Below are 23,721 nucleotides of genomic sequence, written 5' to 3' on the forward strand. Positions count from 1 at the left end.
GCAGAAACAGCACCACGGTGAGCCGGAGGTCGGCGTCCAGGAGGAGACAGACGGCGGCCAGCACCACGCAGATCCGCAGTTTCGCCCGGACGGTCATCACAGCAGCATCGTGATCGGCAGCGAGCAGCCCAGCAGGGCGACGACCGCGGCGGCGACGCCGGCGATCCACGTCGTGAGGGGCGCGTTCACCAGCGGGCCCATCAGCGCGCGGTCGCGGCAGAAGTACACGAGCAGGAACAGCACCACCGGAACGCCGAGCGAGATGACCACCTGGCTCAGCACCAGCAGGTCGGTGAGCGGGACCCCGGACAGCAGCGCCAGCACGGCCGGGGTCATCGTCACGATCCGGCGCAGGTGGACGGGCACCCGCACGTCGAGGAACCCGCGCATCACGACGTCACCGGCGAGCGTCCCGATGCCGGAGGACGACAGCCCCGACGACAGCAGCGCCACCGCGAACGCCAGCGCCGCCAGCCCCCCGGCCCGCGCGGCCAGTTCGGCGTGGGCGGCCGGCAGGTCGCCGGTCCAGGCGCCGCCGCTCGCCACCCCGAGCCCCGCGCCGAGGGCGATCATCGACACGTTGACGACCGTGGCCACGCCGAGGGCGAGCGAGCAGTCCCACCGCAGGATCCGCCGGACCAGCCCCGGCTGGGCGCGGGCCGCCTCGGTCGTCATCCCGCGCCCCTGCACCAGCGCGGAGTGGAGGTAGACCGCGTGGGGCATGACGGTCGCCCCGACGATGCCCATGGCCAGCAGCAGCGCGCCCGCACCACCCAGGTTGGGCACCAGCCCCGCTGCCAGCCCGGCCGCCGACTGATGGCCGGTCGCGATGATGTCGTAGCCGACCCCCGCGCCGACGAACATCAGCGCCGCCGCGCTCATCAGCTCGAACGGGCGGGTTCGCCCCTTGCGCCGCATCTCCAGCATGGCCAGGGAGATCACCGCCGTGGTGATCGCCGACAGCCAGACGGGCATGCCGAACAGCAGCTGCATCCCGATGGCCGCCCCGACGAACTCGGCCAGGTCGGTGGCGAGCACGACGATCTCCGCCTGCGCCCACAGCAGGAGGCTGCCGCGCCTGCTGAACCGCCTCCGGCACAGCTCCGGCAGGCTCAGCCCGGTCGCCATGCCCAGTTTGGCCGCCTGGAACTGCACCAGGATCGCCACGAGGCTGGCGACCACGACGACCCAGACGAGCAGGTAGCCGAGGGTCGCCCCGGCGGTCAGGTTGGTGGCCACGTTCCCGGGGTCGACGTAGGCGATGGCCGCCACGAACGCCGGGCCCAACATGGAGGTCAGCGCGGGAATTTTCCGTGATGATTGATGTATGCCGGATTTAGTGGGATTGGGGCGAGCAATCATGGTGATTTCCCTAATTGTCGGGTAGTTGAAATCGCCACACCGAGTCAAATGTTCCCGCGTCGTGTAAGTAATGAAACGCGAGGTAATAAGGCCCGCAATTCCGGATATATGTAGAAAATGGCTGATGTGCGGGAGGCCTTCTACCGGGTGCTGCGCCACCACGGCGTGAAGGCGGTCTTCGGCAACCCGGGATCCAACGAGCTGTCCTTCCTGACCGGGCTGCCCGGCGACCTGCCGTACTACCTGGCTCTCCAGGAGGGCGCCGCCATCGCGATGGCCGACGGGTTCGCCCAGGCCAGCGGCACGACCGGCTTCCTGAACGTGCACGCCGCCGCCGGCACCGGCAACGCCATGGGCTGCCTCACCAACGCGGCCGCGAGCCACACGCCGATGGTCGTGCTGGCCGGGCAGCAGGCCCGCCGCTACGTCCCCGTCGAGAGCATGCTCACCAACGTCGACCCGACGAGACTGACCGATCCGCTGGTCAAGTGGTCGGGTGAGCCGCTGCGCCCGCAGGACGGCCCCGCTCTGCTCTCCAAGGCGCTGATGCTCGCGCGGAGCTCACCGCGAGGTGTGGTCTATCTGTCGATCCCGCTGGACGATTGGAGCCGGCCCGCCGACGAACCGGCGCTGACCCACCTCATGGCCCGGTCGGTCGAGGGCACCCCGGTCGTCCGGTCGCTCGACGAGGTGGTCGAGGCGCTCGACCACGCCGAGACGCCCGTGCTGGTCCTCGGCCCCGGCGCCGACACCGACGAGGGGTTCGAGGCGGCCGTCGCGCTGGCCGACAAGATCGGCATCCCGGTCTGGACCGCCCCCAGCGCCCCGAGAGCGCCGTTCCCCACCCGCCACCCCTGCTACCAGGGCATTCTCCCGTCGGCGGCCGGCGCGCTGGCGGCCCGGCTCCGGGGCCACGACGTCGTGCTCTGCGTCGGCGCGCCCGTCTTCCGCTACCACGCCCCCAGTCAGGCCGACTTCCTGCCGAGCGGGACCCGCCTGTACGCCATCACCGACGACCCCGGCGAGGCCGCCCGCGCCCCCATGGGCCGCATCCTCGTCGGCGACCCCGGCGACGCCCTGGTCAGACTGGTCGGGCTGTGCGAGAGGAGCGACCGCCCGCTGCCCGGGAGCCGCCTGTTCGCCGAACCCGAGCCGTTCACCGCCGAGGCCATCCTCGACGCCGTCGACCAGGGCAAACCCGCCAACGCGATGATCGCCTTCGAGTGGACGTCCGCCGACCTCATCAGGGACCGGCTCACCCTCACGCGCCCGAAGTCGCTGTTCTACCCGGCGGCGGGCGGCCTCGGCTGGGGCCTGCCGGCCGCGATCGGCCTGTCGCTGGCCCGCCCCGACCGCCCGGTCATCGCCCTGATCGGCGACGGCGCGATGCACTACACGCCCTCGGCCCTGTGGACCGCCGCCCGCCACCACGTCCCGGTCACCTTCGTGATCTGCGACAACCACCGCTACCGGGCGCTGGAGCAGTTCGCCGACCTGCTGGGGGTGCCCCGGGGCGACTACCTCGACCTCGGCGGCATCGACCCGCTGGCCGTCGCCGGGGGCTACGGCATCGAGACCCGCCACGCCGAGACGCTCAAGGACCTCACCGAGTTCGTCCACGAGGGCATCCACGCGGAGGAACCCCGCCTGGTGCTCGTCGACCAGCGCTGACCCTGGGGGAGAAGTGCCGAAAACGATCCTGGCTCTCGCGATGATCCTGACCACCACGAACGCCGTCCCGGCCGAGGCCGCGCAGCAGCGGGTCTGCCCGGTCAAACCCACCGTCGTCCTGATCCACGGCGCCTGGGCCGACACGTCCAGCTGGAACGGCGAGGTCCGGGCGCTCCAGAAGGCCGGATACGACGCCCGCGCCATCGGCAACCCGCTCCGCGGCCTGACGAGCGACGCCGAGACCGTGCGCGACTTCCTGAACACGGTCAAGGGCCCGGTCGTCCTGGTCGGCCACTCCTACGGCGGCTCGGTCATCACCAACGCCGCCACCGGCGACCGCGACGTCAAGGCGCTCGTGTACGTCGACGCCGCCGCCCCCGACATGGGCGAGACCACCGGGCAGCTCAGCGGCAAGGGCTCGGCCCTCGGCGGGGAGCCCGCGACCCTCTACGATCAGGTCGGCACCGACCTCTACCTGAAGAAGGACGTCTTCCAGAACTCCTTCGGCCAGGACCTGCCGAAGACCGAGTCGGCCCTGCTCTGGGCCGGTCAGCGGGCCGCCGCGATGGCCGCGTTCACGACCCCGTCGCAGGAGCCCGCCTGGCGGTCCATCCCGTCGTGGTACTTCATCGCGACCGGCGACAAGATCATCGTGCCGGAGTCGCAGCGGGCCATGGCCAAACGGGCCAAGTCGAAGGTCACCGAGTTCAACGGGGGGTCGCATCTGGCCCTGGTCTCCCACCCGGAGGCGGTGACCCGCGTGATCGAAGACGCGATCTGCTCGCTTCGCTGAGGTCGTACAGGAGCGTGGACACCGCGGCCCACACGGCCAGGGCGACGATCAGCAGCAGCCACGCCGGGAGCCGGGTCGCGAACATCCACACGCACACCGCGAACGCGGTCAGGCCGCACGCCCCGAGGATGGCGCCCATGGCGTCCTTCGCGGCCGGGCCGCGTCTGTGCTCCTCCTCCTCGATGAGGGTGAGCGTCGCGCCGAGGATGGCGGGGAAGCCCAGCCAGACGCCGCCGGCGGCCCTTCCCCAGCGCTGGCCGACCAGCCCCGCGATCACCGAGATGGCCGCGCCGAAGACGAACCGGATCGCGAGGTCGCGGAAGCGGGTGTTCCGCAGCCGCGAGGCCTTGAAGCGGACCCGCTTGTGACTCGTCACGAGACCACCATCCAGCCCAGCCAGGCCACCGCCGCCCACAGGATCAGCGACCACGCCGATCCCGCGAGCGCGCCGAACCGCCTGACCAGCGGGACCGCCAGGGCGCAGTAGGCCACCAGCGCCACCGCCCCGGCGATCATGCCCAGCCCCGACCGCTGGAGCGCCTCGCCGCCCCCGTCGACGGCGGTGATGGTCATCCCGCCGATCGCCACCGCCGGGGCAGCGGCGAAGATCCCGGCGAAGCGCTTCGGCGAGGTCGCCTCCCCGAGGAGGGCGAAGCACATCACCAGCACGCCCCCCAGCACCCCCCGCGCCACGAGCAGCCACACGTCGTCCATGGGAGATCGTTGCCCGCTGGGGCACTGTGATCAGGTCATGGGCGGGGTAATTCGGGTTTACCGGCGGCTGGTCGACTCCCTCACGACCAGTTCCGGTTCGACCGTGCGGCGCTCGGTGGTGCCGAGGCCCACCATCCGGTCGAGCAGAAGCTGGAACGCCTGGCGGCCGAGGGTGGCGAAGTTCTGCCGGACGGTGGTCAGCGGCGGCCAGAAGTGGGCCGCCTCCGGCACGTCGTCGTAGCCGACCACGCTGACGTCCTCGGGCACCCTGCGCCCGCTCTCGCGGAAGGCCCTGATCAGGCCCAGCGCCATCGGGTCGTTGGCCACGAACACCGCCGTCACCGACGGGTCGCGGCACAGCCGTTTGCCCTGTTCGTAGCCGCTGTTGGCGGACCAGTCGCCGACCAGCGGCGGCGGGGCCTCACGGTCGCGCAGGGCGTGGCGCCAGCCCTGGATGCGGTGGTAGCCGTCGATCCAGTTGACCGGTCCGCTCAGGTGGTGGACGGTCTCGTGGCCCAGGTCGAGCAGGTGCCGGGTGGCCCGGAACGCTCCCGAGTGGTGGTCGACGGCGACCGCCGGGATGGCCAGCCGCTCGCCGCCGCCGACGTCGACCACGGGCAGGTCGGGCGGCAGGTCGCGCAGGCCCTCGACGGCCGACTCGTGGGGGGCGATCACGATCACCCCGTCGACCGACTGCTGGCGCAGCCGGTCGACGCCCTCGGCGATCGACTTGCGGGTCATCGTGGCGAGACTGGCGATGTTGACCAGGTAGTCGTGCTCCCTGGCGGCGCGTTCGATGGCGTAGAGGGTGGAGGCGGGGCCGTACAGAGTGGTGTCGAAACTGACCACTCCGAGCACGCCCGAGCGGCCCGTCACCAGAGAACGGGCCGCGAAGTTGGGCCGGTAGCCGAGCTCCTGGACGGCCGCCAGCACCCGCGCGCGGGTCTCCGGACGCACCTTCTCAGGAGCGTTGAGCACACGCGAGACCGTCATGGCGGACACGCCCGCGAGGCCGGCGACGTCTTCGAGGACGGCCGCTTTGCTGCGCTCGGCCGGCCCGCCGCCGGAAGTTGTCGTCATAACATCCAAGCGTAGGACCTATTGAGCGGCACGCCGCTTCGCCCATACATCGAAGGCGACCGCGGCCAGCAGCACGACACCCTTCACGAGCATCACGCGCTCGCTCGGGGAGCCGATGAGGGACATTCCGTTGTTGATCACACCCATGATCAGGCCGCCGGTGATCGCTCCCACGACCTTCCCGACGCCGCCCTGCACCGCCGCGCCGCCGATGAAGGCCGCCGCGATGGCGTCGAGCTCGAAGGTGTTGCCGGCGGTCGGCCCGGCCTGGTTCAGCCGGCCCGCGAAGATCACACCGGCCAGCGCGGCCAGCACGCCCATGTTCACGAACAGCCAGAACACGACCTGCTTGACCTTGATGCCGGACAGCACCGCCGCCTGCAGGTTGCCGCCGATCGCGTAGATCTGCCGCCCGAACACCGCCCGGGTCGTGACCAGCGAGTACGCCAGCACGAGCAGCGTCAGCAGCACCAGCACCCACGGCAGGTTCCGGAACCGGGCGAGCTGGACCACCACGAACAGGATCACCGCCGCCGCCGCGACGATCTTCAGCAGGAAGACCGGCAGCGGGTCGACGGCCTGGCGGTAGCCGAGCCGGGCGGTCCTGGTCCGCCACTGCGACAGCGCCATGCCCCCGACGGCGACGACCCCGATGATCAGCGAGAACAGGTCGGCCCCGCCGAGCGCGCCGAGGCCGATGTTGCCGATGTAGCCGTCGGTGAACCCGTTCGACAGCGTCCTGACGGGGTCGGGGAAGGGCCCGATGCCCTGGTTCCCCAGGACGGTCAGCGTCAGCGCCCGGAACAGCAGCATCCCGGCCAGCGTGACGATGAAGGCCGGGATCCCGAAATAGGCGATCCAGTAGCCCTGCCAGGCCCCGATGACCCCGCCCGCGACGAGGGTGATCAGCAGCGCCACCGGCCACGGAATGCCGTAGTCGACCATGAGCACGGCGGCGATCGCCCCGGTGACCGCGACCACCGAGCCGACCGACAGGTCGATGTGCCCGGCGATGATGATCAGGATCATCCCGATCGACAGGATGAGGATGTAGGAGTTCTGCACGATGAGGTTGGAGATGTTCTGCGGCTGCAGCAACGCCCCATCGGTGAGAACCGCGAACAGCACCACGATCAGCGCGAACGCGATGTAGATGCCGCTCTGCCGGATGTTCAGCGAGACCCCGAAGACTCTGGTCCGCGCGGGACCCGCCGGCGGCGGTCCGGCGGGGGCGGTCGGGACGTCGGTGGGGGAGATGCTGCTCATCGGGCCGGGTCCTTGCTGTTCAACGTGGTCATCAGTGTCATCAGGCGTTCCTGGGTGGCCTCGTGCCGGGACAGTTCGCCGGTGATCCGACCGGCGGACAACGTGTAGATGCGGTCGCACAGGCCGAGCAGCTCGGGGAGTTCCGACGAGATGACCAGCACGGCCTTCCCCGCGTCGGCCAGCCGGTTGATGATCGAGTAGATCTCGTACTTGGCGCCGACGTCGATGCCCCGGGTGGGTTCGTCGAGGATCAGGACGTCGGCGTCGGTGAAGATCCACTTCGACAGCACGACCTTCTGCTGGTTGCCGCCGCTCAGCTTCCCCGTGACGCTCAGCACGCTCGGGGCCTTGATGTTCATGTCGCGCCGGTATTCCTCGGCGACGCGGAACTCCTCGTTGTCGTCGACCCAGCCCCGTTTCGCGAGTCTCCCCAGGTCGGCGGCGGAGATGTTGCGCTTGATGTCCTCGATCAGGTTCAGGCCGTAGCGCTTGCGGTCCTCGGTGGCGTAGGCGATGCCGTGGGTGATCGCGTCGCGGACGGTCCTGATCTCCACGGGACGGCCGTCGCGCAGGACGCGTCCCGAGATGCCGACCCCGTAGGAGCGGCCGAACACGCTCATCGCGAGTTCGGTGCGGCCCGCGCCCATGAGCCCGGCCAGGCCGACGATCTCGCCGTGGCGTACCGACAGATTGGCCTTGGAGACGACCACCCGGTCCCGCTGGGTGGGGGAGTGGACGGTCCAGTCCTCGATGCGGAAGGCCTCCTCGCCGATCGACGGCTCGTGCGGCGGGAAGCGGTGTTCCAGGTCGCGGCCGACCATGCCGGAGATGATGCGGTCCTCCGTCACGTCGTCGGCGCGCATGTCGAGGGTCTCGATCGACCGTCCGTCGCGCAGGATCGTGACCCGGTCGGCGACGGCGGCGATCTCGTTGAGCTTGTGGGAGATGATCACGCAGGTGATGCCCTCGGCCCGCAGGCCGCGCAGCAGGTCGAGCAGGTGCGCCGAGTCCTCGTCGTTGAGGGCCGCCGTGGGCTCGTCGAGGATGAGCAGGCGCACCTCCTTGGCCAGGGCCTTGGCGATCTCGACGAGCTGCTGCTTGCCGACCCCGATGTCCGAGACCGTGGTGACCGGGTGTTCCCGCAGGCCCACCCGTTCGAGCAGCCGGGCCGCCTCGTGGTTGGTGCGGTTCCAGTCGATCAGGCCGCGCCGGGACCGCTCGTTGCCGAGGAAGATGTTCTCCGCGATCGAGAGCTGCGGGCAGAGCGCCAGTTCCTGGTGGATGATGACGACGCCGCGCTGCTCGCTGTCGCGGATGCCGCCGAAGCGGCACTCCTCGCCGTCGAAGGTGATCTCGCCGTCGTAGGAGCCGTGCGGGTAGACCCCCGACAGGACCTTCATCAGCGTCGACTTCCCGGCGCCGTTCTCACCGCAGATCGCGTGGATCTCGCCCCGGCGCACGGACAGGTTCACGTCCTGGAGCGCCCGTACGCCGGGGAAGGTCTTGGTGATCTCCCGCATCCGAAGGATGTGGTCGCTCATTGCAACTCGGAGGCCTCGTAGTAGCCGGAGTCGACGAGGGTCTGGGTGTTGGACTTGTCGACGATCACCGGGTCGAGCAGGTACGACGGCACGACCTTGTTGCCGTTGTCGTAGTCCTTGGTGTTGTTGACCTCGGGGGTCGAGCCTTTGAGCAGGGCGTCGGTCATCTTCACGGTCACCTCGGCGAGCTGGCGGGTGTCCTTGTAGATGGTCGAGTACTGCTCGTCGGCGAGGATCGACTTCACCGAGGCCAGCTCGGCGTCCTGCCCGGTCACGATCGGGTAGGGCTGGTCGGAGGTGCCGTAGCCGTTCGACTTCAGCGCCGACAGGATCCCGATCGACAGTCCGTCGTAGGGGGACAGCACGCCGTCGACGTGGTCACCGCCGCTGTAGGTCTTGGTGAGGATGTCCTCCATCCGCTTCTGGGCGGTGGCCGGGTCCCAGCGCAGGATGGCGACCGTCTTGAAGTCGAGCTGGCCGCTCTTGACGTTCAGGACCTTCTTGTCGATGTACGGCTGGAGCACCGACATCGCGCCGTTGAAGAAGAAGGTCGCGTTGTTGTCGTCGGGCGATCCGGCGAACAGCTCGACGTTCAGCGGCCCCTTGGTCGACTCGTCCACCTTCAGGCCCTTGAGCAGCGAGGTCGCCTGCTGCACACCGACCTTGAAGTTGTCGAACGTCGCGTAGTAGTCGACGTTGGGCGAGTTGCGGATCAGCCGGTCGTAGGCGATGACCGGAATCTTCTTGTCCGCCGCCTCCTGGAGCTGGGTGGTGATGGCGGTCCCGTCGATCGAGGCGATGATCAGGAGCTTGGCGCCCTTGGTGATCTGGTTCTCGATCTGGTTGATCTGGGTCGGGATGTCGTTCTCGGCATATTGGAGGTCGACCTGGTAGCCGAGCTTCTCCAGCCCGGCCTTGACGTTGTCGCCGTCGGAGATCCAACGCTCCGACGACTTGGTGGGCATCGTCACTCCGACCAGGGTGCCGGCACTGCCGGCGGCGGCCGGCTGGGAGGCCTCCACGTCGACGGTCTTCTGGGTTGATCCGCACGCGGTCAGCGCAAAAGCCAGGACGAGGATGGCGGTGATTCGGGGGAATCTCACGTCCGTCATCCCCGTACTGTTATCGCTAACACTGATCATGTCAACCGGTTCAGTTAAATCCGATGACCCTTGATCGCCGGAGCCGCGCCGCCGCTGTCTCCGAAGAGTTACGCGTGGGTGTCGCCCGAGAGGCTCACGACGTCGCGTTCCTGCGGCGCAGGGGGCTTGATCGTCGTGGCCGCCCCTGTTAGAACCGGCGGAACCCCCTGAGAAATGCGGTGTTCCGCTTGCAACAGTCGATTCTCACCACCGTCGCCCTCCCCGCCGCCCTCGGTCTGATCATGTTCGGCCTGGGCCTCTCGCTGACCTGGCAGGACTTCGCCGGTGTCGCCCGCCGCCCCAAAGCCGTCGTGATCGCGCTGGTCGCGCAGGTGCTGATCCTGCCCGCGATCTGCTTCGGGCTGGTCGTCCTGTTCGGCCTCGAACCGCTGCTCGCGGTCGGCATGATGCTGCTGGCCGCCTCGCCCGGCGGCACCACCGCCAACCTCTACAGCCACCTGTTCGGCGGCGACGTCGCGCTGAACGTGACGCTGACGGCGGTCAACTCGGTGCTGGCCGCCTTCACCCTCCCACTCGTGGTCAACCTCTCGATCGCCCACTTCGTCGACGGCGGCGAGGCGCTCGGGCTGCAGGCCGACAAGGTCGTCCAGGTCTTCGCGCTGGTCCTGATCCCGGTCGTGCTCGGCATGCTGGTCCGCCGCTGGAAAGAAGGCTTCGCCGACCGGGCCGACAGGCCGGTCAGGATCGCGTCGGCCCTGGTCCTGGCCGCGGTCATCGTCGGCGCGATCGTCCAGGAACGGGAGCGGCTGCTCGACCACCTGGCCTCCGTCGGCGCCGTGGCCGTGCTGTTCTCCGCGCTCAGCCTGACGATCGGCTACTGGCTGCCGAGGCTGTTCCAGGTGGAGCGCCGCCAGGCCATCGCCTCGGGCATGGAGATCGGCATCCACAACAGCACCCTGGCGATCACCATCGCCCTCAGCCCGACACTGCTGAACAACTCGACGATGGCGATCCCCCCGGCGGTGTACGGAGTGCTGATGTTCGCGACAACATTGATCTTCGGTTACGCGGTCAGGGATTCGTCCAAATCCGTGCCAGCGTCGCCGGGAACGGGATGACCTCCGGCTCCGACAGCAGTTCGCGCAGCCGCCGGTCGAACTCCGGGAGCCGGGCGCCGAAGCGGTGGCGGGTGGAGCTCGACATCGAGTAGACCTCGGCGACCCGCGTCTCCGGGTCGCGGGTCAGGGTCCCCTCGGTGCGGACGGTCAGCCGTCGCGGGCCCCGCCAGCCCGCCGCCGCCAGCACCTCCTCCTCGTCGTCGAGCTTCGGCCGCCGGTATTCACCCAGGAATTCGGCGATCAGCTCCTTGACCTGCGGCGGGATGCGGCCGGGCCGGTGCATCTCGGAGACCAGCGCCAGATGGCCGCCCGGCCGGACGAACGCGCGGAGCCGGGCGGCCATCAGCGGCCGGTCGGTCCAGTGGAAGGAGCGGCCGAAGACGACCGCGTCGAGCTCGCCCGCCTCGAAGGCCAGGTCCTCGGCGCGGGCCCGCAGCCAGGTGACCGACGCGTCGCGGCGGCGGCCCCGGGCCAGCATGTCGGGGTCGGGGTCGACGCCGATCACCCGGCCGCAGTAGGGGGCCAGCGCGATCGCGAGCGGACCCGGCCCGCAGCCGATGTCGGCCACCACCGACTCGGGGCCGAGACCGATCTCCTCGGCCAGCACCTCGGGAAGCCGCGCGGCGTAGGGCAGGCGGCCGAGTTCGTAGTATTCGGCCGCGCCTTTGAACAGGTCGTCGTCTCTCGGGGCCACCTCGCGCTCCTTCCCGTCGGAGATCCAGTCCACCACGGAAGCCTGCTCACCCGGCGATCTGTCTCCGTGTCCCGCTATCGGATCCAGCCGACGCCCGCTCAGGCGGCGCTTCTGTTGGAGTATTGCGGACATGCGCGTTTCGTCTGGAACCTCGCGGTGGAGCAGCACGGTTTCTGGAACCGGGCCGGAAATCCTCACCAGGGTTCGCCGAACAGTGCCGTCAGCTGACCGAGGCCCGAGCTGAATTCGCATGGCTGCGAGCCGGTTCGGTCGTCGTTCAGCAGCAGTCGCTCAGGGATTTCGCCCAGGCCATGGCGAACTTCGTCGCCGGGACTCACGGAAGGCCGGGTTTTCGCAAGCGCGGGAAGCATGAAGGTTTCCGGATCATCGCGGTCAAAGCGACCGATATTCGGCGTCTGTCCCGCAACGTCGGCGAGGTCAGGATTCCCAAAGCAGGTTGGATCCGCTTTCGGTGGTCGAGACCTGTCCCCGATGGCGTGAAGTCCTTCCGCGTCACCCGTGACCGGGCCGGACGTTGGTTCATCGCTTTCGCCGCCATTCCTCAACCGATCGCCGCGCCGAGGACCGGTGAGGTCGCCGGTGTAGATCGCGGAGTGACCGTCAGCGCGGCGTTGTCCACCGGTGAACTGCTCATCGTCCCGGCGCTGCGGGACTCTGAGAAAGCCCGGCTCCTGCGGCTGGTCCGCAAACTGGCGCGGGCGATGCGGAGGTCGAAGCGCCGCTGCGCGGTCAAGGCGGCTATTGCCAGGCTGAAGGCCCGTGAGACCGACAGGAGAAAGGACTGGGTCGAGAAGACGAGCACTCAATTAGCGCAGCGTTTCGACGTGATAGGCGTCGAAAATTTGAAGATACGGAACATGACCCGGTCAGCGCGGGGGACGAAGGACGCGCCGGGGAAGAACGTCCGCCAGAAAGCTGGACTCAATCGGGCTGTTCTCGCCGCTGGCTGGGGTGGTCTCGTCACCCTGCTGGAGCACAAAGCCCCAGGCCGGGTCGTAAAGGTCGATCCCGCGTTCACCAGCCGGCGTTGTTCAGCATGTGGAATCGTGGATCGGAGGGCGCGCGAGAGCCAAGCCGTCTTCCGATGCCGATCCTGCGGATTCACCGGCAACGCCGATGTGAACGCAACCAGGAACATCCGAGACATCGCCGCAGGGCATGCGGTGAATGCGCGGGGAGGCGACCGGGATGCCGGGCCTGTGAACCGCGAACCTCGACTCGTCCCGCCGCTGGCATGAGACGAGTCGGAATCCCGCTCGGTAGCCGAGGGGGAGGATGTCAAAATCGCCTTATGACACACGAAGTACGCGGAGTGGTGGCCCGGGCCAAAGGCGCCCCGGTGACGTTGGAGACGATCTTGGTGCCCGATCCGGGCCCGGGTGAGGCGCTGGTGCGGGTGGAGGCGTGCGGCGTCTGCCACACCGACCTCCACTACCGCGAGGGCGCGATCAACGACGACTTCCCGTTCCTGCTCGGCCACGAGGCCGCCGGCATCGTCGAGGCCGTCGGCGAGGGGGTCACCGAGGTCGCGCCGGGCGACTTCGTCATCCTGAACTGGCGCGCCGTCTGCGGGCAGTGCCGGGCCTGCCTGCGGGGACGTCCCTGGTACTGCTTCAACACCCACAACGCCACGCAGAAGATGACCCTGGCCGACGGGACGCCGCTGTCCCCGGCCCTGGGCATCGGCGCGTTCGCCGACAAGACCCTCGTCGCCGCCGGGCAGTGCACCAAGGTCGACCCGGCCGCCGGCGCGGCCGTCGCGGGCCTGCTGGGCTGCGGCGTCATGGCGGGCTTCGGCGCGGCCATGAACACCGGCGGCGTCGGCCGGGGCGACTCGGTCGCCGTCATCGGCTGCGGCGGGGTCGGCATCGCGTCGGTCATGGGCGCCCGGCTGGCCGGGGCCGCCAAGGTCATCGCGGTCGACATCGACGGGCGCAAGCTCGAATGGGCGAAGAACCTGGGCGCGACGCACACGGTCGACTCCTCCGCCACCGACCCGGTCGAGGCGATCCGCGAACTCACCGGCGGCCACGGCGCCGACGTCGTGATCGACGCGGTCGGCATCCCGAAGACGTACGAGCAGGCCTTCTACGCCCGTGACCTGGCCGGGACGGTCGTGCTGGTCGGCGTGCCGTCGCCGGAGATGAAGCTGGAGCTGCCGCTGCTCGACGTGTTCGGGCGGGGCGGCGCGCTGAAGTCGTCGTGGTACGGCGACTGCCTGCCCTCCCGCGACTTCCCGATGCTGATCGACCTGCACCTCCAGGGCCGCATCGACCTGGCGGCGTTCGTCTCGGAGACGATCCCGCTCGACGGCGTGGAGGCCGCGTTCGAGAAGATGCACCACGGCGAGGTGCTGCGCTCCGTGGTGGTGTGGAAGTGACCGCCCGGATCGACCACGCGGTGACGTCGGGGACCTTCAGCCTCGACGGGCAGACCTTCGACGTCGACAACAACGTCTGGGTGCTCGGCGACGACACCGAATGCGTCGTGTTCGACGCGCCCCACGACGTCGACGCGATCCTGAAGGTCGTCGGCGGCCGGCGGGTGACCGCCATCCTGGCCACCCACGCCCACGACGACCACGTGCGCCAGGCACCCGCGCTGGCCGAGGCGACCGGCGCGCCGATCCTGCTCCACCCCGACGACCTGCCGGTCTGGCGGCTGACCCATCCCGACCGCGCCCCCGACGGGGAACTGTCCGACGGGCAGCGCATCGAGGTCGGCGGCACCGAGCTGACGGTCCTGCACACCCCGGGCCACGCGCCCGGCGCCTGCTGCTTCCACGCCCCCGGCCTGGGCGTCGTCTTCACCGGCGACACCCTGTTCCAGGGCGGTCCGGGCGCGACCGGCCGGTCGTTCTCCGACTACGACACGATCGTGGCGTCGATCAGGGAGAGGCTGCTGACCCTGCCGCCGGAGACCGTGGTGAAGACGGGCCACGGCCCCGACACGACGATCGGGGCGGAGAGCCACCCCGCCTGAGGACGCCGGTCCTCAGCACAGGGCCCTGGTGTTCACCGGGCCGGCGTGCTCCGGCACGTCCGGGGACGGACCGGCCAGCAGCAGAGCCGTGTCGGCCGCCCACATGACGCCGTCGTGGACGAACCAGTCGTCCTCGGCGGCGCCGCCGGCGGCCGTCACGTTCGTGACGCCCTTCTCCGCCAGCAGCGCCTTCACCGCGCCGAAGCGCAGGCTGCGGAAGTCGACGCAGTGCAGCGGCTCGCCGGGGGCGTCGATCCGGCCCGGCATGGCGTAGCGTTCCCCGGCGGCGGCCTCCCGGCCGAGGCTGATGCCGATCGGGCCCGAGTAGCCGACCCTGATGCGCAGGCCGACGATGCAGTCGGTCAGGACGCAGTCGCCCTCCTTCGACAGGAAGTCGACCCCCTGGATGAGTTCGGGGCCGCCGGGGAGCGCGGTGCCGACCAGGCTGGGCGGGGCGGGGACGGTCCGCAGTTCGACCTCCAGCCCGACGCCGCGCAGCAGGTTCCGGTAGGTCACCGGGTCGGCGGTCAGGTCGTTCACCGTCACCACGTAGGCGTCGCCGTCGCGGTGGATGTCGAGGGCGGCCGCCGGGCTCGGCCAGGCCGCCCAGGTCACCGTCGCGGCCGTGACGGCCGCGAGAGGCACGGCCACCCGGGTCCGGCGGCGTCTCGGTGACGGGAGTGTCTTGACCTCCTCCAGCAGCGCGAGCGCGCCGGGCGTGATCGGGGCGTCGTCACGGGCGGGGTTGATCCGCGCCACCATCTCGTCGACGTTCATGAGTGTCCTTTCGCCAGGGAGGCGGCGCGGGAGCCGTACCGGGACAGGTCGAGGTCGGCCGCGGCGAGCAGCCGGGCGAGGCGCTTGCGCGCGCGGTGGAGACGCACCCGGGCCACGCCCTGCGGGCAGCCGAGCACCGTCGCGATCTCGGCGGTGGTCAGCCCCTCCCAGCCCGCCAGCGACAGGACCTCGCGGTCGAGGTCGCTGAGCTGGGTGAACGCGGCGCGCACGGCGTCGGTGTCGTCATCGGGTTCTGGCTGCGGCCGGGTGGCGAGCTCGTCGCGCAGCCGTCCGGCCAGGGCGGTGTGCCGGTGGTCGGTGCGCCGCTGGTTGGCCAGCACTCGGCGGGCCACGCCGAACAGCCACAGGCGGGCCTCGGCGGGGATCGCGTCGCGTCTGCGCCAGGCGGTGGCGAAGGTCTCCGCGATCGCGTCGGCGGCGTCGTCGGGTAACGCCGTGCGGCGTCTGATGTAGCCCATCACCGCGGGGTAATGGGTCAGGTAGAACTCGTCGAATGCCGTCACGACCGGGTAGATGTCCGGATCTCCCGAGAAGTTACAGGGACGCCCCGACACCGGCCACGGCCAGCAGCAGTCCCGCCGCGGTGAGCACCGCCCCGGCGATCGCGGCGAACCGGCGGCCGGGCAGCCGCAGCCAGTAGAGGATCACGTAGGGCAAATAGCCCAGCCCGCCGAGCCCCACCCCGACCAGGGCCAGCGCCGCCAGCACGCCCTTCACGCCGGTCGGCTCGGCCCGGTCGCCCTCGGGGGTGAGCTGGGCCCGCTCGACGTCGCCCGCGTCGGAGTCGGGGGAGGCGTCCACCGCGATCGCCGGGCCGCCCGAGTCGGGCCGGAAGGTCCCCTTGCAGTCGTACCGGCCCTGGCCGAGCGCGACGCACGACTTCACGGTCAGCGTCCCCGGGGTGCCGACCTGGCCGGTGGCGAGCCGGAGCGCGGGCACCGCGAAGTAGACGGGCATGACGCTGACGGTCAGCCACAGCACGATCAGGATGATCTTCCCGAACAGCCCGGGACCCCGGCGGCCAGGGGTGACTCCGGTGAGGACATCGGCGAACTCGCTCATGACGCCCATCGTGGCCGAAGCGACTTGTGGTTCTCTTGTAACGCTCTTCGCCACTAAAAGTATGATCTTGACGTCCCGGAACATTTCCGTACAGGGAGCCGATATGGCCGACGACTTAACGAACCCGCGGGCCGACTACGCGGCCAAACTGAACACGAACGTGCCGCACGCCGCGCGCATCTGGAACTACTGGATGGGCGGCAAGGACAACTACGCGGCCGACCGCCAGGCGGGTGACGCGGTCGCGTCGGTCTACCCCGACATCGTCACGATGGCCAAGCAGTCGCGGAAGTTCCTCATCCGCACCGTCGGCTGGGTCGCGGAGGAGGGCGGCGTCAAGCAGTTCCTCGACATCGGCACCGGCCTGCCGACCATGCAGAACACCCACGAGGTCGCCCAGTCGGTCCACCCCGACGCGCGCATCGTCTACGTCGACAACGACCCCATGGTCCTGGTCCACGCCCGCGCCCTGCTGGTCAACACGACCCCCCAGGGCGTCACGACCTACGTCGAGGCCGACTACCACGACCCCGAGCTGATCGTCGCCGACGCGAAGAACGTCCTCGACTTCACCCAGCCGATCTGCGTCATGTTCATGGGCGTCCTCGGCTACGTCGAGAAGCTCGACGAGCTCAAGTCGATCGTCGACCGCGTCATGGCCCACGTCCCGTCGGGCAGCTACATGATCTTCTGGGACAGCACCGAGGGCGACGAGATCGGCGACGGGGCCGACAAGCTGGTCGAGTCGGGCGGCGTGCCCTACTACCTGCGCAGCGTCGAGGAGCTCAAGTCGGTCTTCGACGGCCTGGAGTTCGTCGAGCCGGGCCTGGTCCCGCTGGCGGAGTGGCACCCCTCGGGCTACGAGCGCTCCATCGACTCCTACGGCGGCGTCGCCCGCAAGCCGTAGCGCCGAAGCGGCGGCCGGACCGGGCCGGCCGCCGTCTTCGAAGCCTCATTCTCCGTTACGGCTCCCGCCTGAGGTCAGACGGTCCACGGCCGGAAGCCGGTCAGTCGTCGTCCTGGCCGTCGTCGTCGGTGTCGTTGGCGTCGTCGTCCGCGGGGGCCTGCACGACCGTGCCCTTGGCGGCGTCGACGTACACCTCCTTGACGGTGCCGTCGGTCCCGGCGACCTCGATCTCCCACGTGGCGCCCTCGAGGTCGGACGAGACGACCCACCCGCCGGCGACCTGGCCCACGGCGGTGCGCTGCGCGGCGTCGATCAGCACGGCCGGGCGCGTGGGGGCCTTGTCGGGGGTGTCCGTGCCGTCGCTGTCGGCCGACGCGATGCCGACCCCGGTCACCCCGGCGGCCAGAGCGGTGGCGAGGACGCCGGTGGCGATAAGAGTCTTCCTGCGCATGTCATCTCCTCAAGTGGTTCCGTGCTTGCTCCTCCACCATCGGAGACCGGGGCCTATCGAGGCCCTGCCGGTTTCCTAACGAATTCCCAAGTCCACGACCACCTGCGCGCCCACCGGCCCGTTCCGCACCCGCAGCGCCCCGCCCGACCCCTCGGCGGTCCGGCGGGCGATGTCCAGCCCCAGCCCGGTCGAACCGGCCCCGCTGACGCCCCGTTCCACCAGGTCGGAGCCCGGGAAGCCGGGGCCTTCGTCGCTGACGGTCAGCCGCGCGCCGCCGGGCCGTCCGGTGAGCTCGACCGCGAAGGGGGTGCCCTCGGGGGTGTGCGCGAACACGTTCTCCAGCAGCAGGTCGACGAGCGCGGCCAGGTCCTCGGCGCGGACCGGGACGGGGAGGGGGCCGGGCGAGAGCCGTACCGAACGAGGGCGGTTCTGGTCGTCGGCCAGAGCCGACCAGAACGCCACCCGCTCGGCCACCACCTCGGCCGCGTCGCAGGCCGGGCCGGGTTCCGCGCCCGAGCGGCGGGCCTCGGTGATGACCTGGGTGACCATGCGTTCGACGCTGGCCACGGCGCTCCCGACGCGGGCGGCGTCCTCGCGGTCGCGCATCGCGTCGACCTCCAGGCGCAGCGCCGTCACCGGGGTGCGCAGCCGGTGGGACAGGTCGGCGACGGACTCCCGCTCGCGGCGCAGCAGGCCGTCGATCCGCCCGGCGAGCTGGTTGAGCGCCGTGCCGACGTCCCGGATCTCCGGCGGGCCGCCCGGGGTGACCCGCGCGGCGAGGTCGCCGCCGCCGAGCCGCCGCGCCACGCCCGCCGCGTCGGCCACCGGGCCGATCAGCGACCGGGCCAGCCGGTCGGCGACCAGCGCCCCCACGGCCAGCAGGACCAGCCCCATCAGGCCGAGCACCAGCCACGTGCGGGTCACCCCCTCGCGCAGCCGATCGGGCGGGACCAGCGCCCGGACCACCGACGTCCCGTCGCCCTGCACGGCGACCAGCACCTCCCGGCCCTGCGGCGTGTCGACGGTCAGGCTGCGGCCGAGTTCGGCCAGCCGCACGCCCGGCCCCCGCGCGGCGGGCTCGCCCACGAACCGGTCGCCCGGCAGGAACACCGTCACCGGCACGCCCGCGCCCCTGGCCTGCGCGACGGCGGCGGCCAGCGCCTCGCGGTCGCCGGTCGCGGCCGTCGCGGCGACGGAGGCGGCCCAGGCGGCCGCCGCCCCGGTGGCGCGCTCGGCGGCCAGCGCCTGGACCAGCACGGCCAGCGGGACCAGGAACGCCACCAGCACCAGCGACGTCGTCGCCAGCGCCAGCGAGGCCAGCCGCCGCCTCACCGGGTCGGGTCGACGATCTTCACGCCGACCCCGTGCACCGCGTGCAGGTAACGCGGGTTCTGCGCTGTCTCGCCGAGCTTGCGCCGCAGCCACGACAGGTGCACGTCCACCGTCTTGTCGCCGCCCCCGTAGGCCATCCGCCAGATCTCGGCCAGCAGTTCGCGTTTCTGCACCACCTGCCCGGCCCGCGCGGCGAGGTGGTGCAGCAGGTCGAACTCCTTCGGCGTCAGGTCGAGCCGCCGCCCGTCGAGCGAGGCCTCCCGCGCCGCCGGCTCCACCCGCAGCCCGCCCACGACGATCACCTCGGGCTCGGCCTGCTCCCGGCCGCGCCGCAGCACCGCCCGCACCCGCGCGTCGAGCTGCGCGGCCCCGAACGGCTTCACGATGTAGTCGTCGGCCCCCGCGTCGAGCGCCTTGACGATCTCCGGCTCGGCGTCCCTGGCGGTGGCCACGATCACCGGGATCGCGCTGACCGCCCGGAGCATCCGCAGCACCTCGCACCCGTCGACGTCGGGCAGCCCGAGGTCGAGCACGACCAGGTCAGGCCGCTCCTCCAGGGCCTGGCTCAGCCCGGCCATGCCCTGCGACGCCGAGCTGACGGCGTGCCCCAGCCCGGTCAGCGCCCGGATCAGGGCCGATCTGACCTGGGGATCGTCCTCCACGAGAAGCAGGTGTGCCACCTGGCCGCCTTTCTGGGTAGTGACTCTTGCGTTCCCTCAGAAAGGCGGAAGATGCGCGGAGCGGGACTGGCGGGCTGGCTGCTGGCGGCGGCCTGCGCCACGTCGGTGGGCGTCTGGGCGGTCTCGCTCGTCGCGCCCGGCGACGTGCTCACCGTGGCCCAGGTCGAGGAGGCGCTGGTCACCGCCTCGGCGCTGCCCCCGCCGCCGCCGGGTGTGACCCTCCGGGCCGGTGGCAGCTTCGCCTACCAGGAGGGCTCGGTGACCGCCGCCTGCTCGGGCGGCCGGGCCGTGCTGCTGTCGTGGACCCCGGCCCAGAACCACAGCGTCGAGGACGTCGAGCGGGGCCCGGCGGCCACGGCCTCGGTGACCTTCGAGTCGGCCGACGACCGGACGGCCACCGTGACCGTCCGCTGCCCCGGCCCGGTCGCCTCGGTCGTGCGCGGCACCGACGACTAACGGACGGTCCAGTAGAGCCGCATGTCCTCGAACACCTTGTCCGGGCCGTCGGCGACGACCCTGACCTGCTCGCCGTCGAGATCGAGCAGGACGACCTCGAACCTGTCCCCGCTCCGCCGGCTCGCCAGGACGTGGTCGTCGTCGAGCCAGCCGTCCACGTTCAGCCCCTCGTCCAGCGCGAAGCGCCGCCGCTCCGCGCCGGTCGCCGCGTCGAGCACGCACACCTGCCCGTCCGCGCAGCCGGTCAGCAGCCGGTCGTCGCGGGTGGCGTGCAGGTCCCCGGTGTCCTTCAGGACCCTGACCACCTCGCCGGTCAGGGTGTAGACGGTGGTGGTGCCGCCGGTCTCCCGGGCCAGGGTGTCCTTGTCCGGTCCCCAGTGGAACGCCTCCTGACCGGGGAGCGAGAGGTCCCGGACGGTCGCGGTGACCGCCACCGGGTCGACCAGCACGAAACCGGTGACCGCGCTGTCGGGCTCGTCCCCCCGGACGGTCATCAGCAGCCGCGCCCCGTCGGCCGACCAGGCGGGCTGGTGGCCCAGCGCGGGGCGGGGGACCGTCCCGACCTCCCGGGTCGCGCCGGTCCGCCGGTCGGTGACGCGGACGAAGTCGGCGTCGGGCGCCAGCAGCCGGGCCGCCGACAGGACCGCGACGAACCGGCCGCCTGGGGAGACCAGGGGGTCGGCCAGGTTTCCCACGGAGCTGAACCTCCCGGTTGCGGGGTCGCGGACGTAGCCGCCGCTGGTGCCCCGCGAGTCCTCGTAGGAGGAGACCCAGAGGCCGTCGCCGGGGTTCTCGTGGAGCGTGACGCCCAGCGACTCGATCTCGACGTCGACGGTGGAGGTCGCGGCCATCGGCCTGGCCACGACCGGGACCACGACCGGAGCCGGGGCCGGGGCGACCGGGGGGCCGGGCCGGGTCGCCACCACGGCGACGGTGACGGTCACCGCGAGGGCGACCGCGACGGCCGGCCACCATCTCCGGGATCGGCGCGGCCGGGGCAGCTCCTCCGTGGCCGTGATCTCCGTGCTCGTGGTCTCCGGCCGCGTCTGGTCGCCGAGCAGGCGCATCAGCGCCGACTGTGCGGTCGGCCGGGCCGCCGGGTCCTTGTCCAGGCAGGCCACGACCAGCTCGCGCAGGTCTCCGTCGAGTCCGCCCAGGTCGAGTCCGCCCAGGTCGGGCTCGCGGTTGAGGATGCGGTTGACGACGGCAGGAACGGGCTCGGTCCCGAACGGCGGCCGGCCCGTCGCCGCGCAGACGATCGTCGACGCCCACGCGAACAGGTTGGCGGGCGGTCCCGACGGGCCGCCCCGGAACTGCTCGGGGGCCATGTAGGGCGGCGTGCCGACGACCTCGGAGGCGGTCGCGTCGCCGAGCTGGGCGATGCCGAAGTCGATCACCCGTGGCCCGTCGCGGCCGAGCAGCACGTTGGCCGGTTTGAAGTCGCGGTGCACCACCCCGGCGCGGTGGATGGCGGCCAGCGCCGTCATCGTCCCGATGGCGAGCCGGCCGAGCTCGGCGTTCCTGAGAGGTCCGCGCTCGGCGAGGGCGGCGGCCAGGCTGGGGCCGTCGACGTACTCGCTGACGATGTAGGGCGACCCGTCGGCCACGCCGGTCTCCAGCACCTGGGCGGTGCAGAAGGTGCGCACCCGGCGCACCATGTCCGACTCGGCCAGGAACGCCCCGACGTCGCCGCCGCGCAGCACCTTGACCGCCACCCGCTCCCCGGAGGGCGATTCGCCCAGGTAGACGACGCCCTGGCCGCCGGATCCGAGCTGCCCGAGGATCCGGTGGCCGCCGATCATCACGGGAGCGCGCCGAAGCGGAAGAAGACCGTCTCCTTCTTCTGCTCGACCGTCGCCAGCACCCGCTCGACGTTGCCGAGCAGGTCCACGATCCGGAGTTCGTAGCCCTTCTTGGTCGGCACCCGCACGACGAAGTGGCGGTCGGTGAACCATCCCTGCCAGTACGAGTACGAGTCGTCCGGGGTCGGCACCGTGGCCAGCCGGGCGCCGGATTTCATGTCCCAGACGCAGATGTCGTCGGAGTTGGGGCAGAGCGTCGCCAGGCTGCGGCCCGACGGGCTGAACCAGCTCCGGTCCCGGGGCACGCCCACCCAGTGGAGCGTCCGGGTCAGCATGCCCTGGGTGTCGTAGACCTCCAGCCCGCGATGCCGGCCGTCGGAGTAGCCGCGCGCGACCTGCCCGTCGGGGGTGAAGCCGAACGGGTAGGCGGTCCCGCCGGTGTACTCGGTCTTGACGAAGTTCGCCACCCGCGTGCCGACGTCGACGACGACGAACCCGACCGTGCGCTTCTCCTCGGTGTCCTCGACGGAGAGCACGATTCTCGTCCCGTCGCGCGACCAGCTGGGCACGACGGTCTGCAAGGGTTTGCGCACGGTGTTCACGGTGAACTCGGCCCCCGTCTTGAGGTCGCGGACCGTGACGTAGTCGTAGTCGGAGCGCAGGTACTTCACCCACGGGCTCAGCACCACCCGCTTCCCGTCGGGCGACACCATGGGCTCCTCACCGCGCCCGACCTCCGTCACCGTGCCGTTGGCCCGCCGGACATAGGAGGCGAACGGGGCGTCCAGCAGCAGATAGCCGTTCATCCGCACCGGGTCGTCGGCGCTCTCGCGCAAAACGACCGGCGCACCGTCGATCCTGACCGCCGTCGTCTTCTCGGGCACCGAGTCGAGCTCCACCGCGACGGTCGCCGCGGCGGTGACCGAAGGGGGAGCCACCGGCACGCGCACCACCTCGGTCCGGGGCGGCACGGCGAAGAAGACGGCCGGCCCGGCGACCAGCGCCCCCGCGAGGAACGCCGCCCCGGCCCGCCAGGAGACCCTCCTCCGCCGCCGGGACGCCTGCCCGGTGACCTGGAACAGCGACTCCTCACCGATGAGCCGTAACAGGACGTCACTGGCGACCAGCCGATCGGCGGGATCCTTGGCCAGGCAGCGCGCCAGCACGCTCCGCAGCTCCACGTCGATCACGCTGAGATCGGCCGGGTCGTGCAGCACCCGGTTGACCGTCGCCGCCACCGAGTCGCCGGCGAACGGGTCGCGTCCGGTGGCCGCGAACACCATCGTGGCCGCCCACGCGAAGACGTCGGCGGGAGGCCCCGCCCGCGCGTCCGAGAACTCCTCGGGCGCCCGGTAGGCCGGTTTCCCCACGTGCCGCGTGGCGGTGGTCTCGGAGGTGCGCAGCGCCTCGTTCAGCCCGAAATCCGACATCCGCGGGCCGTCTGGCCCCAGCGCGACCGTCCCCGGCCGGATGTCGCCGTGCAGCACCCCGGCCTGGTGGATGGCGACGACCGCGCTCATGGTCCCCACCGCGAGCCGGTGCAGCGCCGCCCCGCTCAGAACCCCGCTTTCCTGTACGGCTTCCGCCAACGTCGGGCCGTCCACGTGTTCGGAGACCACGTAGGGCCGATCGCCGAGCGTGCCGCTGCCGAGGACCTGGGCGACGCAGAAGGCGGGCACCCCCTTGAGCGGCCCCACGGCGGCGGTGACCCGCTCGGGCTCCGCGACGGCGGCCAGCAGCCGGACGACGACCGGCGTGCCCTGCGGATCGGTGGCCAGATAGGCGTCCTCCGGTCCGGGCTCGTCGAACCTGGCGGTGATCCGATATTCGCCGACGACGGTGGGATCGTCGGGCCCGAGCGGAACGGCGCGCGCCATGGAGACATTAT

General features: G+C 71.1%; 25 protein-coding genes. 9 read left to right on the top strand and 16 right to left on the bottom strand.

What is annotated here, in order from left to right:
• Positions 1 to 96: 96 nt before the first annotated feature.
• Entirely contained in the window at positions 97 to 1,290 is a 1,194-nt protein-coding gene (locus AW270_RS00450) for an Nramp family divalent metal transporter (RefSeq protein WP_061288957.1), read from the bottom strand.
• A gap of 189 nt (positions 1,291 to 1,479) precedes the next feature.
• Between AW270_RS00450 and mdlC the strand changes: the two genes are divergently transcribed.
• Both mdlC and AW270_RS00460 read left to right on the top strand, forming a co-directional pair.
• Positions 1,480 to 3,033: a benzoylformate decarboxylase gene (gene mdlC / locus AW270_RS00455; RefSeq protein ID WP_061288960.1), complete on the top strand. Its 1,554-nt coding sequence runs from the start codon at positions 1,480 to 1,482 to the stop codon at positions 3,031 to 3,033.
• Between the two features lie 13 nt (positions 3,034 to 3,046).
• Positions 3,047 to 3,826 (top strand): alpha/beta hydrolase, encoded by a 780-nt coding sequence (locus tag AW270_RS00460; RefSeq protein WP_218009040.1) that lies wholly within the window; start codon positions 3,047 to 3,049, stop codon positions 3,824 to 3,826.
• Here the strand turns inward: AW270_RS00460 and AW270_RS38290 are convergent.
• From AW270_RS38290 to chvE, 6 genes are read right to left on the bottom strand one after another with little or no spacing between them, the layout of a single operon-like run.
• On the bottom strand, positions 3,741 to 4,202 hold the full coding sequence (locus tag AW270_RS38290) for a DUF3147 family protein (RefSeq protein WP_169807231.1): 462 nt from the start codon (positions 4,200 to 4,202) through the stop codon (positions 3,741 to 3,743). The genes AW270_RS00460 and AW270_RS38290 overlap by 86 nt on opposite strands.
• Positions 4,199 to 4,540 (bottom strand): DUF3147 family protein, encoded by a 342-nt coding sequence (locus AW270_RS00470; protein WP_061288966.1) that lies wholly within the window; start codon positions 4,538 to 4,540, stop codon positions 4,199 to 4,201. Before AW270_RS00470 ends, AW270_RS38290 begins: the two co-directional genes overlap by 4 nt.
• Before the next feature lie 57 nt (positions 4,541 to 4,597).
• Positions 4,598 to 5,620, bottom strand: coding sequence for a LacI family DNA-binding transcriptional regulator (locus AW270_RS00475; protein ID WP_061288969.1), 1,023 nt, complete (start codon positions 5,618 to 5,620; stop codon positions 4,598 to 4,600).
• 18 nt (positions 5,621 to 5,638) lie between these two features.
• Entirely contained in the window at positions 5,639 to 6,886 is a 1,248-nt protein-coding gene (gene mmsB, locus AW270_RS00480) for a multiple monosaccharide ABC transporter permease (protein ID WP_061288973.1), read from the bottom strand.
• Positions 6,883 to 8,427, bottom strand: coding sequence for a multiple monosaccharide ABC transporter ATP-binding protein (mmsA, locus tag AW270_RS00485; protein WP_061288975.1), 1,545 nt, complete (start codon positions 8,425 to 8,427; stop codon positions 6,883 to 6,885). The genes mmsB and mmsA overlap by 4 nt, the downstream gene beginning before the upstream one ends.
• Complete coding sequence (gene chvE, locus AW270_RS00490) at positions 8,424 to 9,539, bottom strand: multiple monosaccharide ABC transporter substrate-binding protein (protein WP_157521593.1); 1,116 nt, start codon at positions 9,537 to 9,539, stop codon at positions 8,424 to 8,426. The genes mmsA and chvE overlap by 4 nt, the downstream gene beginning before the upstream one ends.
• Positions 9,540 to 9,748: 209 nt before the next feature.
• Here chvE and AW270_RS00495 point away from each other — a divergent pair, with 209 nt between their 5' ends.
• The gene (locus AW270_RS00495) at positions 9,749 to 10,648 is read left to right on the top strand and encodes a bile acid:sodium symporter family protein (RefSeq protein WP_369408968.1); all 900 of its coding nucleotides are present in this window, start codon (positions 9,749 to 9,751) and stop codon (positions 10,646 to 10,648) included.
• Here AW270_RS00495 and AW270_RS00500 read toward each other — a convergent pair.
• Positions 10,602 to 11,375, bottom strand: a complete 774-nt coding sequence (locus AW270_RS00500) for a class I SAM-dependent methyltransferase (RefSeq protein ID WP_169807233.1) — start codon at positions 11,373 to 11,375, stop codon at positions 10,602 to 10,604. The two genes, AW270_RS00495 and AW270_RS00500, sit on opposite strands and share 47 nt — an antisense overlap.
• 33 nt (positions 11,376 to 11,408) lie before the next feature.
• On the opposite strand from AW270_RS00500, the gene AW270_RS42015 reads away from it, so the two are divergent.
• Genes AW270_RS42015 through AW270_RS00515 form a run of 4 tightly spaced genes read left to right on the top strand, consistent with a single transcriptional unit; the run spans position 11,409 to position 14,345 of the window.
• The gene (locus AW270_RS42015; RefSeq protein ID WP_218009041.1) at positions 11,409 to 11,570 is read left to right on the top strand and encodes a helix-turn-helix domain-containing protein; all 162 of its coding nucleotides are present in this window, start codon (positions 11,409 to 11,411) and stop codon (positions 11,568 to 11,570) included.
• On the top strand, positions 11,516 to 12,601 hold the full coding sequence (locus tag AW270_RS37180; RefSeq protein WP_369408969.1) for an RNA-guided endonuclease InsQ/TnpB family protein: 1,086 nt from the start codon (positions 11,516 to 11,518) through the stop codon (positions 12,599 to 12,601). The genes AW270_RS42015 and AW270_RS37180 overlap by 55 nt, the downstream gene beginning before the upstream one ends.
• A gap of 53 nt (positions 12,602 to 12,654) precedes the next feature.
• A complete protein-coding gene (locus AW270_RS00510) occupies positions 12,655 to 13,743 on the top strand; it encodes an S-(hydroxymethyl)mycothiol dehydrogenase (RefSeq protein ID WP_061288984.1) in 1,089 nt (362 codons plus the stop codon).
• The gene (locus AW270_RS00515) at positions 13,740 to 14,345 is read left to right on the top strand and encodes an MBL fold metallo-hydrolase (protein ID WP_061288987.1); all 606 of its coding nucleotides are present in this window, start codon (positions 13,740 to 13,742) and stop codon (positions 14,343 to 14,345) included. Before AW270_RS00510 ends, AW270_RS00515 begins: the two co-directional genes overlap by 4 nt.
• Before the next feature lie 12 nt (positions 14,346 to 14,357).
• On the opposite strand, the gene AW270_RS00520 is transcribed toward AW270_RS00515, so the two are convergent.
• The 3 genes from AW270_RS00520 to AW270_RS00530 are packed head-to-tail and all read right to left on the bottom strand — an operon-like array spanning position 14,358 to position 16,205.
• Positions 14,358 to 15,122 (bottom strand): hypothetical protein, encoded by a 765-nt coding sequence (locus AW270_RS00520; RefSeq protein WP_061288992.1) that lies wholly within the window; start codon positions 15,120 to 15,122, stop codon positions 14,358 to 14,360.
• Entirely contained in the window at positions 15,119 to 15,646 is a 528-nt protein-coding gene (locus AW270_RS00525; RefSeq protein ID WP_245674508.1) for an RNA polymerase sigma factor, read from the bottom strand. The genes AW270_RS00520 and AW270_RS00525 overlap by 4 nt, the downstream gene beginning before the upstream one ends.
• A gap of 31 nt (positions 15,647 to 15,677) precedes the next feature.
• The gene (locus AW270_RS00530) at positions 15,678 to 16,205 is read right to left on the bottom strand and encodes a hypothetical protein (protein WP_061290088.1); all 528 of its coding nucleotides are present in this window, start codon (positions 16,203 to 16,205) and stop codon (positions 15,678 to 15,680) included.
• Between the two features lie 103 nt (positions 16,206 to 16,308).
• Here AW270_RS00530 and AW270_RS00535 point away from each other — a divergent pair, with 103 nt between their 5' ends.
• Entirely contained in the window at positions 16,309 to 17,112 is an 804-nt protein-coding gene (locus tag AW270_RS00535; RefSeq protein WP_061288995.1) for an SAM-dependent methyltransferase, read from the top strand.
• A 100-nt stretch (positions 17,113 to 17,212) separates the two neighbouring features.
• Here the strand turns inward: AW270_RS00535 and AW270_RS00540 are convergent, their stop codons facing one another.
• From AW270_RS00540 to AW270_RS00550, 3 genes are all read right to left on the bottom strand, one after another.
• Entirely contained in the window at positions 17,213 to 17,563 is a 351-nt protein-coding gene (locus AW270_RS00540) for a PepSY domain-containing protein (RefSeq protein ID WP_061288998.1), read from the bottom strand.
• 75 nt (positions 17,564 to 17,638) lie between these two features.
• Entirely contained in the window at positions 17,639 to 18,895 is a 1,257-nt protein-coding gene (locus AW270_RS00545) for a sensor histidine kinase (protein ID WP_061289002.1), read from the bottom strand.
• Entirely contained in the window at positions 18,892 to 19,575 is a 684-nt protein-coding gene (locus AW270_RS00550; protein ID WP_061289005.1) for a response regulator transcription factor, read from the bottom strand. Before AW270_RS00550 ends, AW270_RS00545 begins: the two co-directional genes overlap by 4 nt.
• Positions 19,576 to 19,626: 51 nt before the next feature.
• On the opposite strand from AW270_RS00550, the gene AW270_RS00555 reads away from it, so the two are divergent.
• The gene (locus AW270_RS00555; protein ID WP_061289007.1) at positions 19,627 to 20,031 is read left to right on the top strand and encodes a hypothetical protein; all 405 of its coding nucleotides are present in this window, start codon (positions 19,627 to 19,629) and stop codon (positions 20,029 to 20,031) included.
• Here AW270_RS00555 and AW270_RS39975 read toward each other — a convergent pair.
• Both AW270_RS39975 and AW270_RS00565 read right to left on the bottom strand, forming a co-directional pair.
• A complete protein-coding gene (locus tag AW270_RS39975; protein ID WP_061289010.1) occupies positions 20,028 to 21,833 on the bottom strand; it encodes a serine/threonine-protein kinase in 1,806 nt (601 codons plus the stop codon). The two genes, AW270_RS00555 and AW270_RS39975, sit on opposite strands and share 4 nt — an antisense overlap.
• Positions 21,833 to 23,710: a WD40 repeat domain-containing serine/threonine protein kinase gene (locus AW270_RS00565; protein ID WP_061289012.1), complete on the bottom strand. Its 1,878-nt coding sequence runs from the start codon at positions 23,708 to 23,710 to the stop codon at positions 21,833 to 21,835. Before AW270_RS00565 ends, AW270_RS39975 begins: the two co-directional genes overlap by 1 nt.
• Between the last annotated feature and the right edge of the window lie 11 nt (positions 23,711 to 23,721).

The organism is Herbidospora cretacea (assembly GCF_001570605.1).
GTDB lineage: Bacteria > Actinomycetota > Actinomycetes > Streptosporangiales > Streptosporangiaceae > Herbidospora > Herbidospora cretacea.

Excerpts from the sequence above, each read along its gene's own strand:
- AW270_RS00450 (WP_061288957.1), bottom strand. The coding sequence starts at position 1,290 with ATGTTGGGCCCGGCGTTCGTGGCGGCCATCGCCTACGTCGACCCCGGG.
- mdlC (WP_061288960.1), top strand. The coding sequence starts at position 1,480 with ATGGCTGATGTGCGGGAGGCCTTCTACCGGGTGCTGCGCCACCACGGC.
- AW270_RS00470 (WP_061288966.1), bottom strand. The coding sequence starts at position 4,540 with ATGGACGACGTGTGGCTGCTCGTGGCGCGGGGGGTGCTGGGGGGCGTG.
- AW270_RS00475 (WP_061288969.1), bottom strand. The coding sequence starts at position 5,620 with ATGACGACAACTTCCGGCGGCGGGCCGGCCGAGCGCAGCAAAGCGGCC.
- mmsB (WP_061288973.1), bottom strand. The coding sequence starts at position 6,886 with ATGAGCAGCATCTCCCCCACCGACGTCCCGACCGCCCCCGCCGGACCG.
- mmsA (WP_061288975.1), bottom strand. The coding sequence starts at position 8,427 with ATGAGCGACCACATCCTTCGGATGCGGGAGATCACCAAGACCTTCCCC.
- chvE (WP_157521593.1), bottom strand. The coding sequence starts at position 9,539 with ATGACGGACGTGAGATTCCCCCGAATCACCGCCATCCTCGTCCTGGCT.
- AW270_RS00510 (WP_061288984.1), top strand. The coding sequence starts at position 12,655 with ATGACACACGAAGTACGCGGAGTGGTGGCCCGGGCCAAAGGCGCCCCG.
- AW270_RS00520 (WP_061288992.1), bottom strand. The coding sequence starts at position 15,122 with ATGAACGTCGACGAGATGGTGGCGCGGATCAACCCCGCCCGTGACGAC.
- AW270_RS00530 (WP_061290088.1), bottom strand. The coding sequence starts at position 16,205 with ATGAGCGAGTTCGCCGATGTCCTCACCGGAGTCACCCCTGGCCGCCGG.
- AW270_RS00535 (WP_061288995.1), top strand. The coding sequence starts at position 16,309 with ATGGCCGACGACTTAACGAACCCGCGGGCCGACTACGCGGCCAAACTG.
- AW270_RS00540 (WP_061288998.1), bottom strand. The coding sequence starts at position 17,563 with ATGCGCAGGAAGACTCTTATCGCCACCGGCGTCCTCGCCACCGCTCTG.
- AW270_RS00555 (WP_061289007.1), top strand. The coding sequence starts at position 19,627 with ATGCGCGGAGCGGGACTGGCGGGCTGGCTGCTGGCGGCGGCCTGCGCC.
- AW270_RS39975 (WP_061289010.1), bottom strand. The coding sequence starts at position 21,833 with ATGATCGGCGGCCACCGGATCCTCGGGCAGCTCGGATCCGGCGGCCAG.
- AW270_RS00565 (WP_061289012.1), bottom strand. The coding sequence starts at position 23,710 with ATGGCGCGCGCCGTTCCGCTCGGGCCCGACGATCCCACCGTCGTCGGC.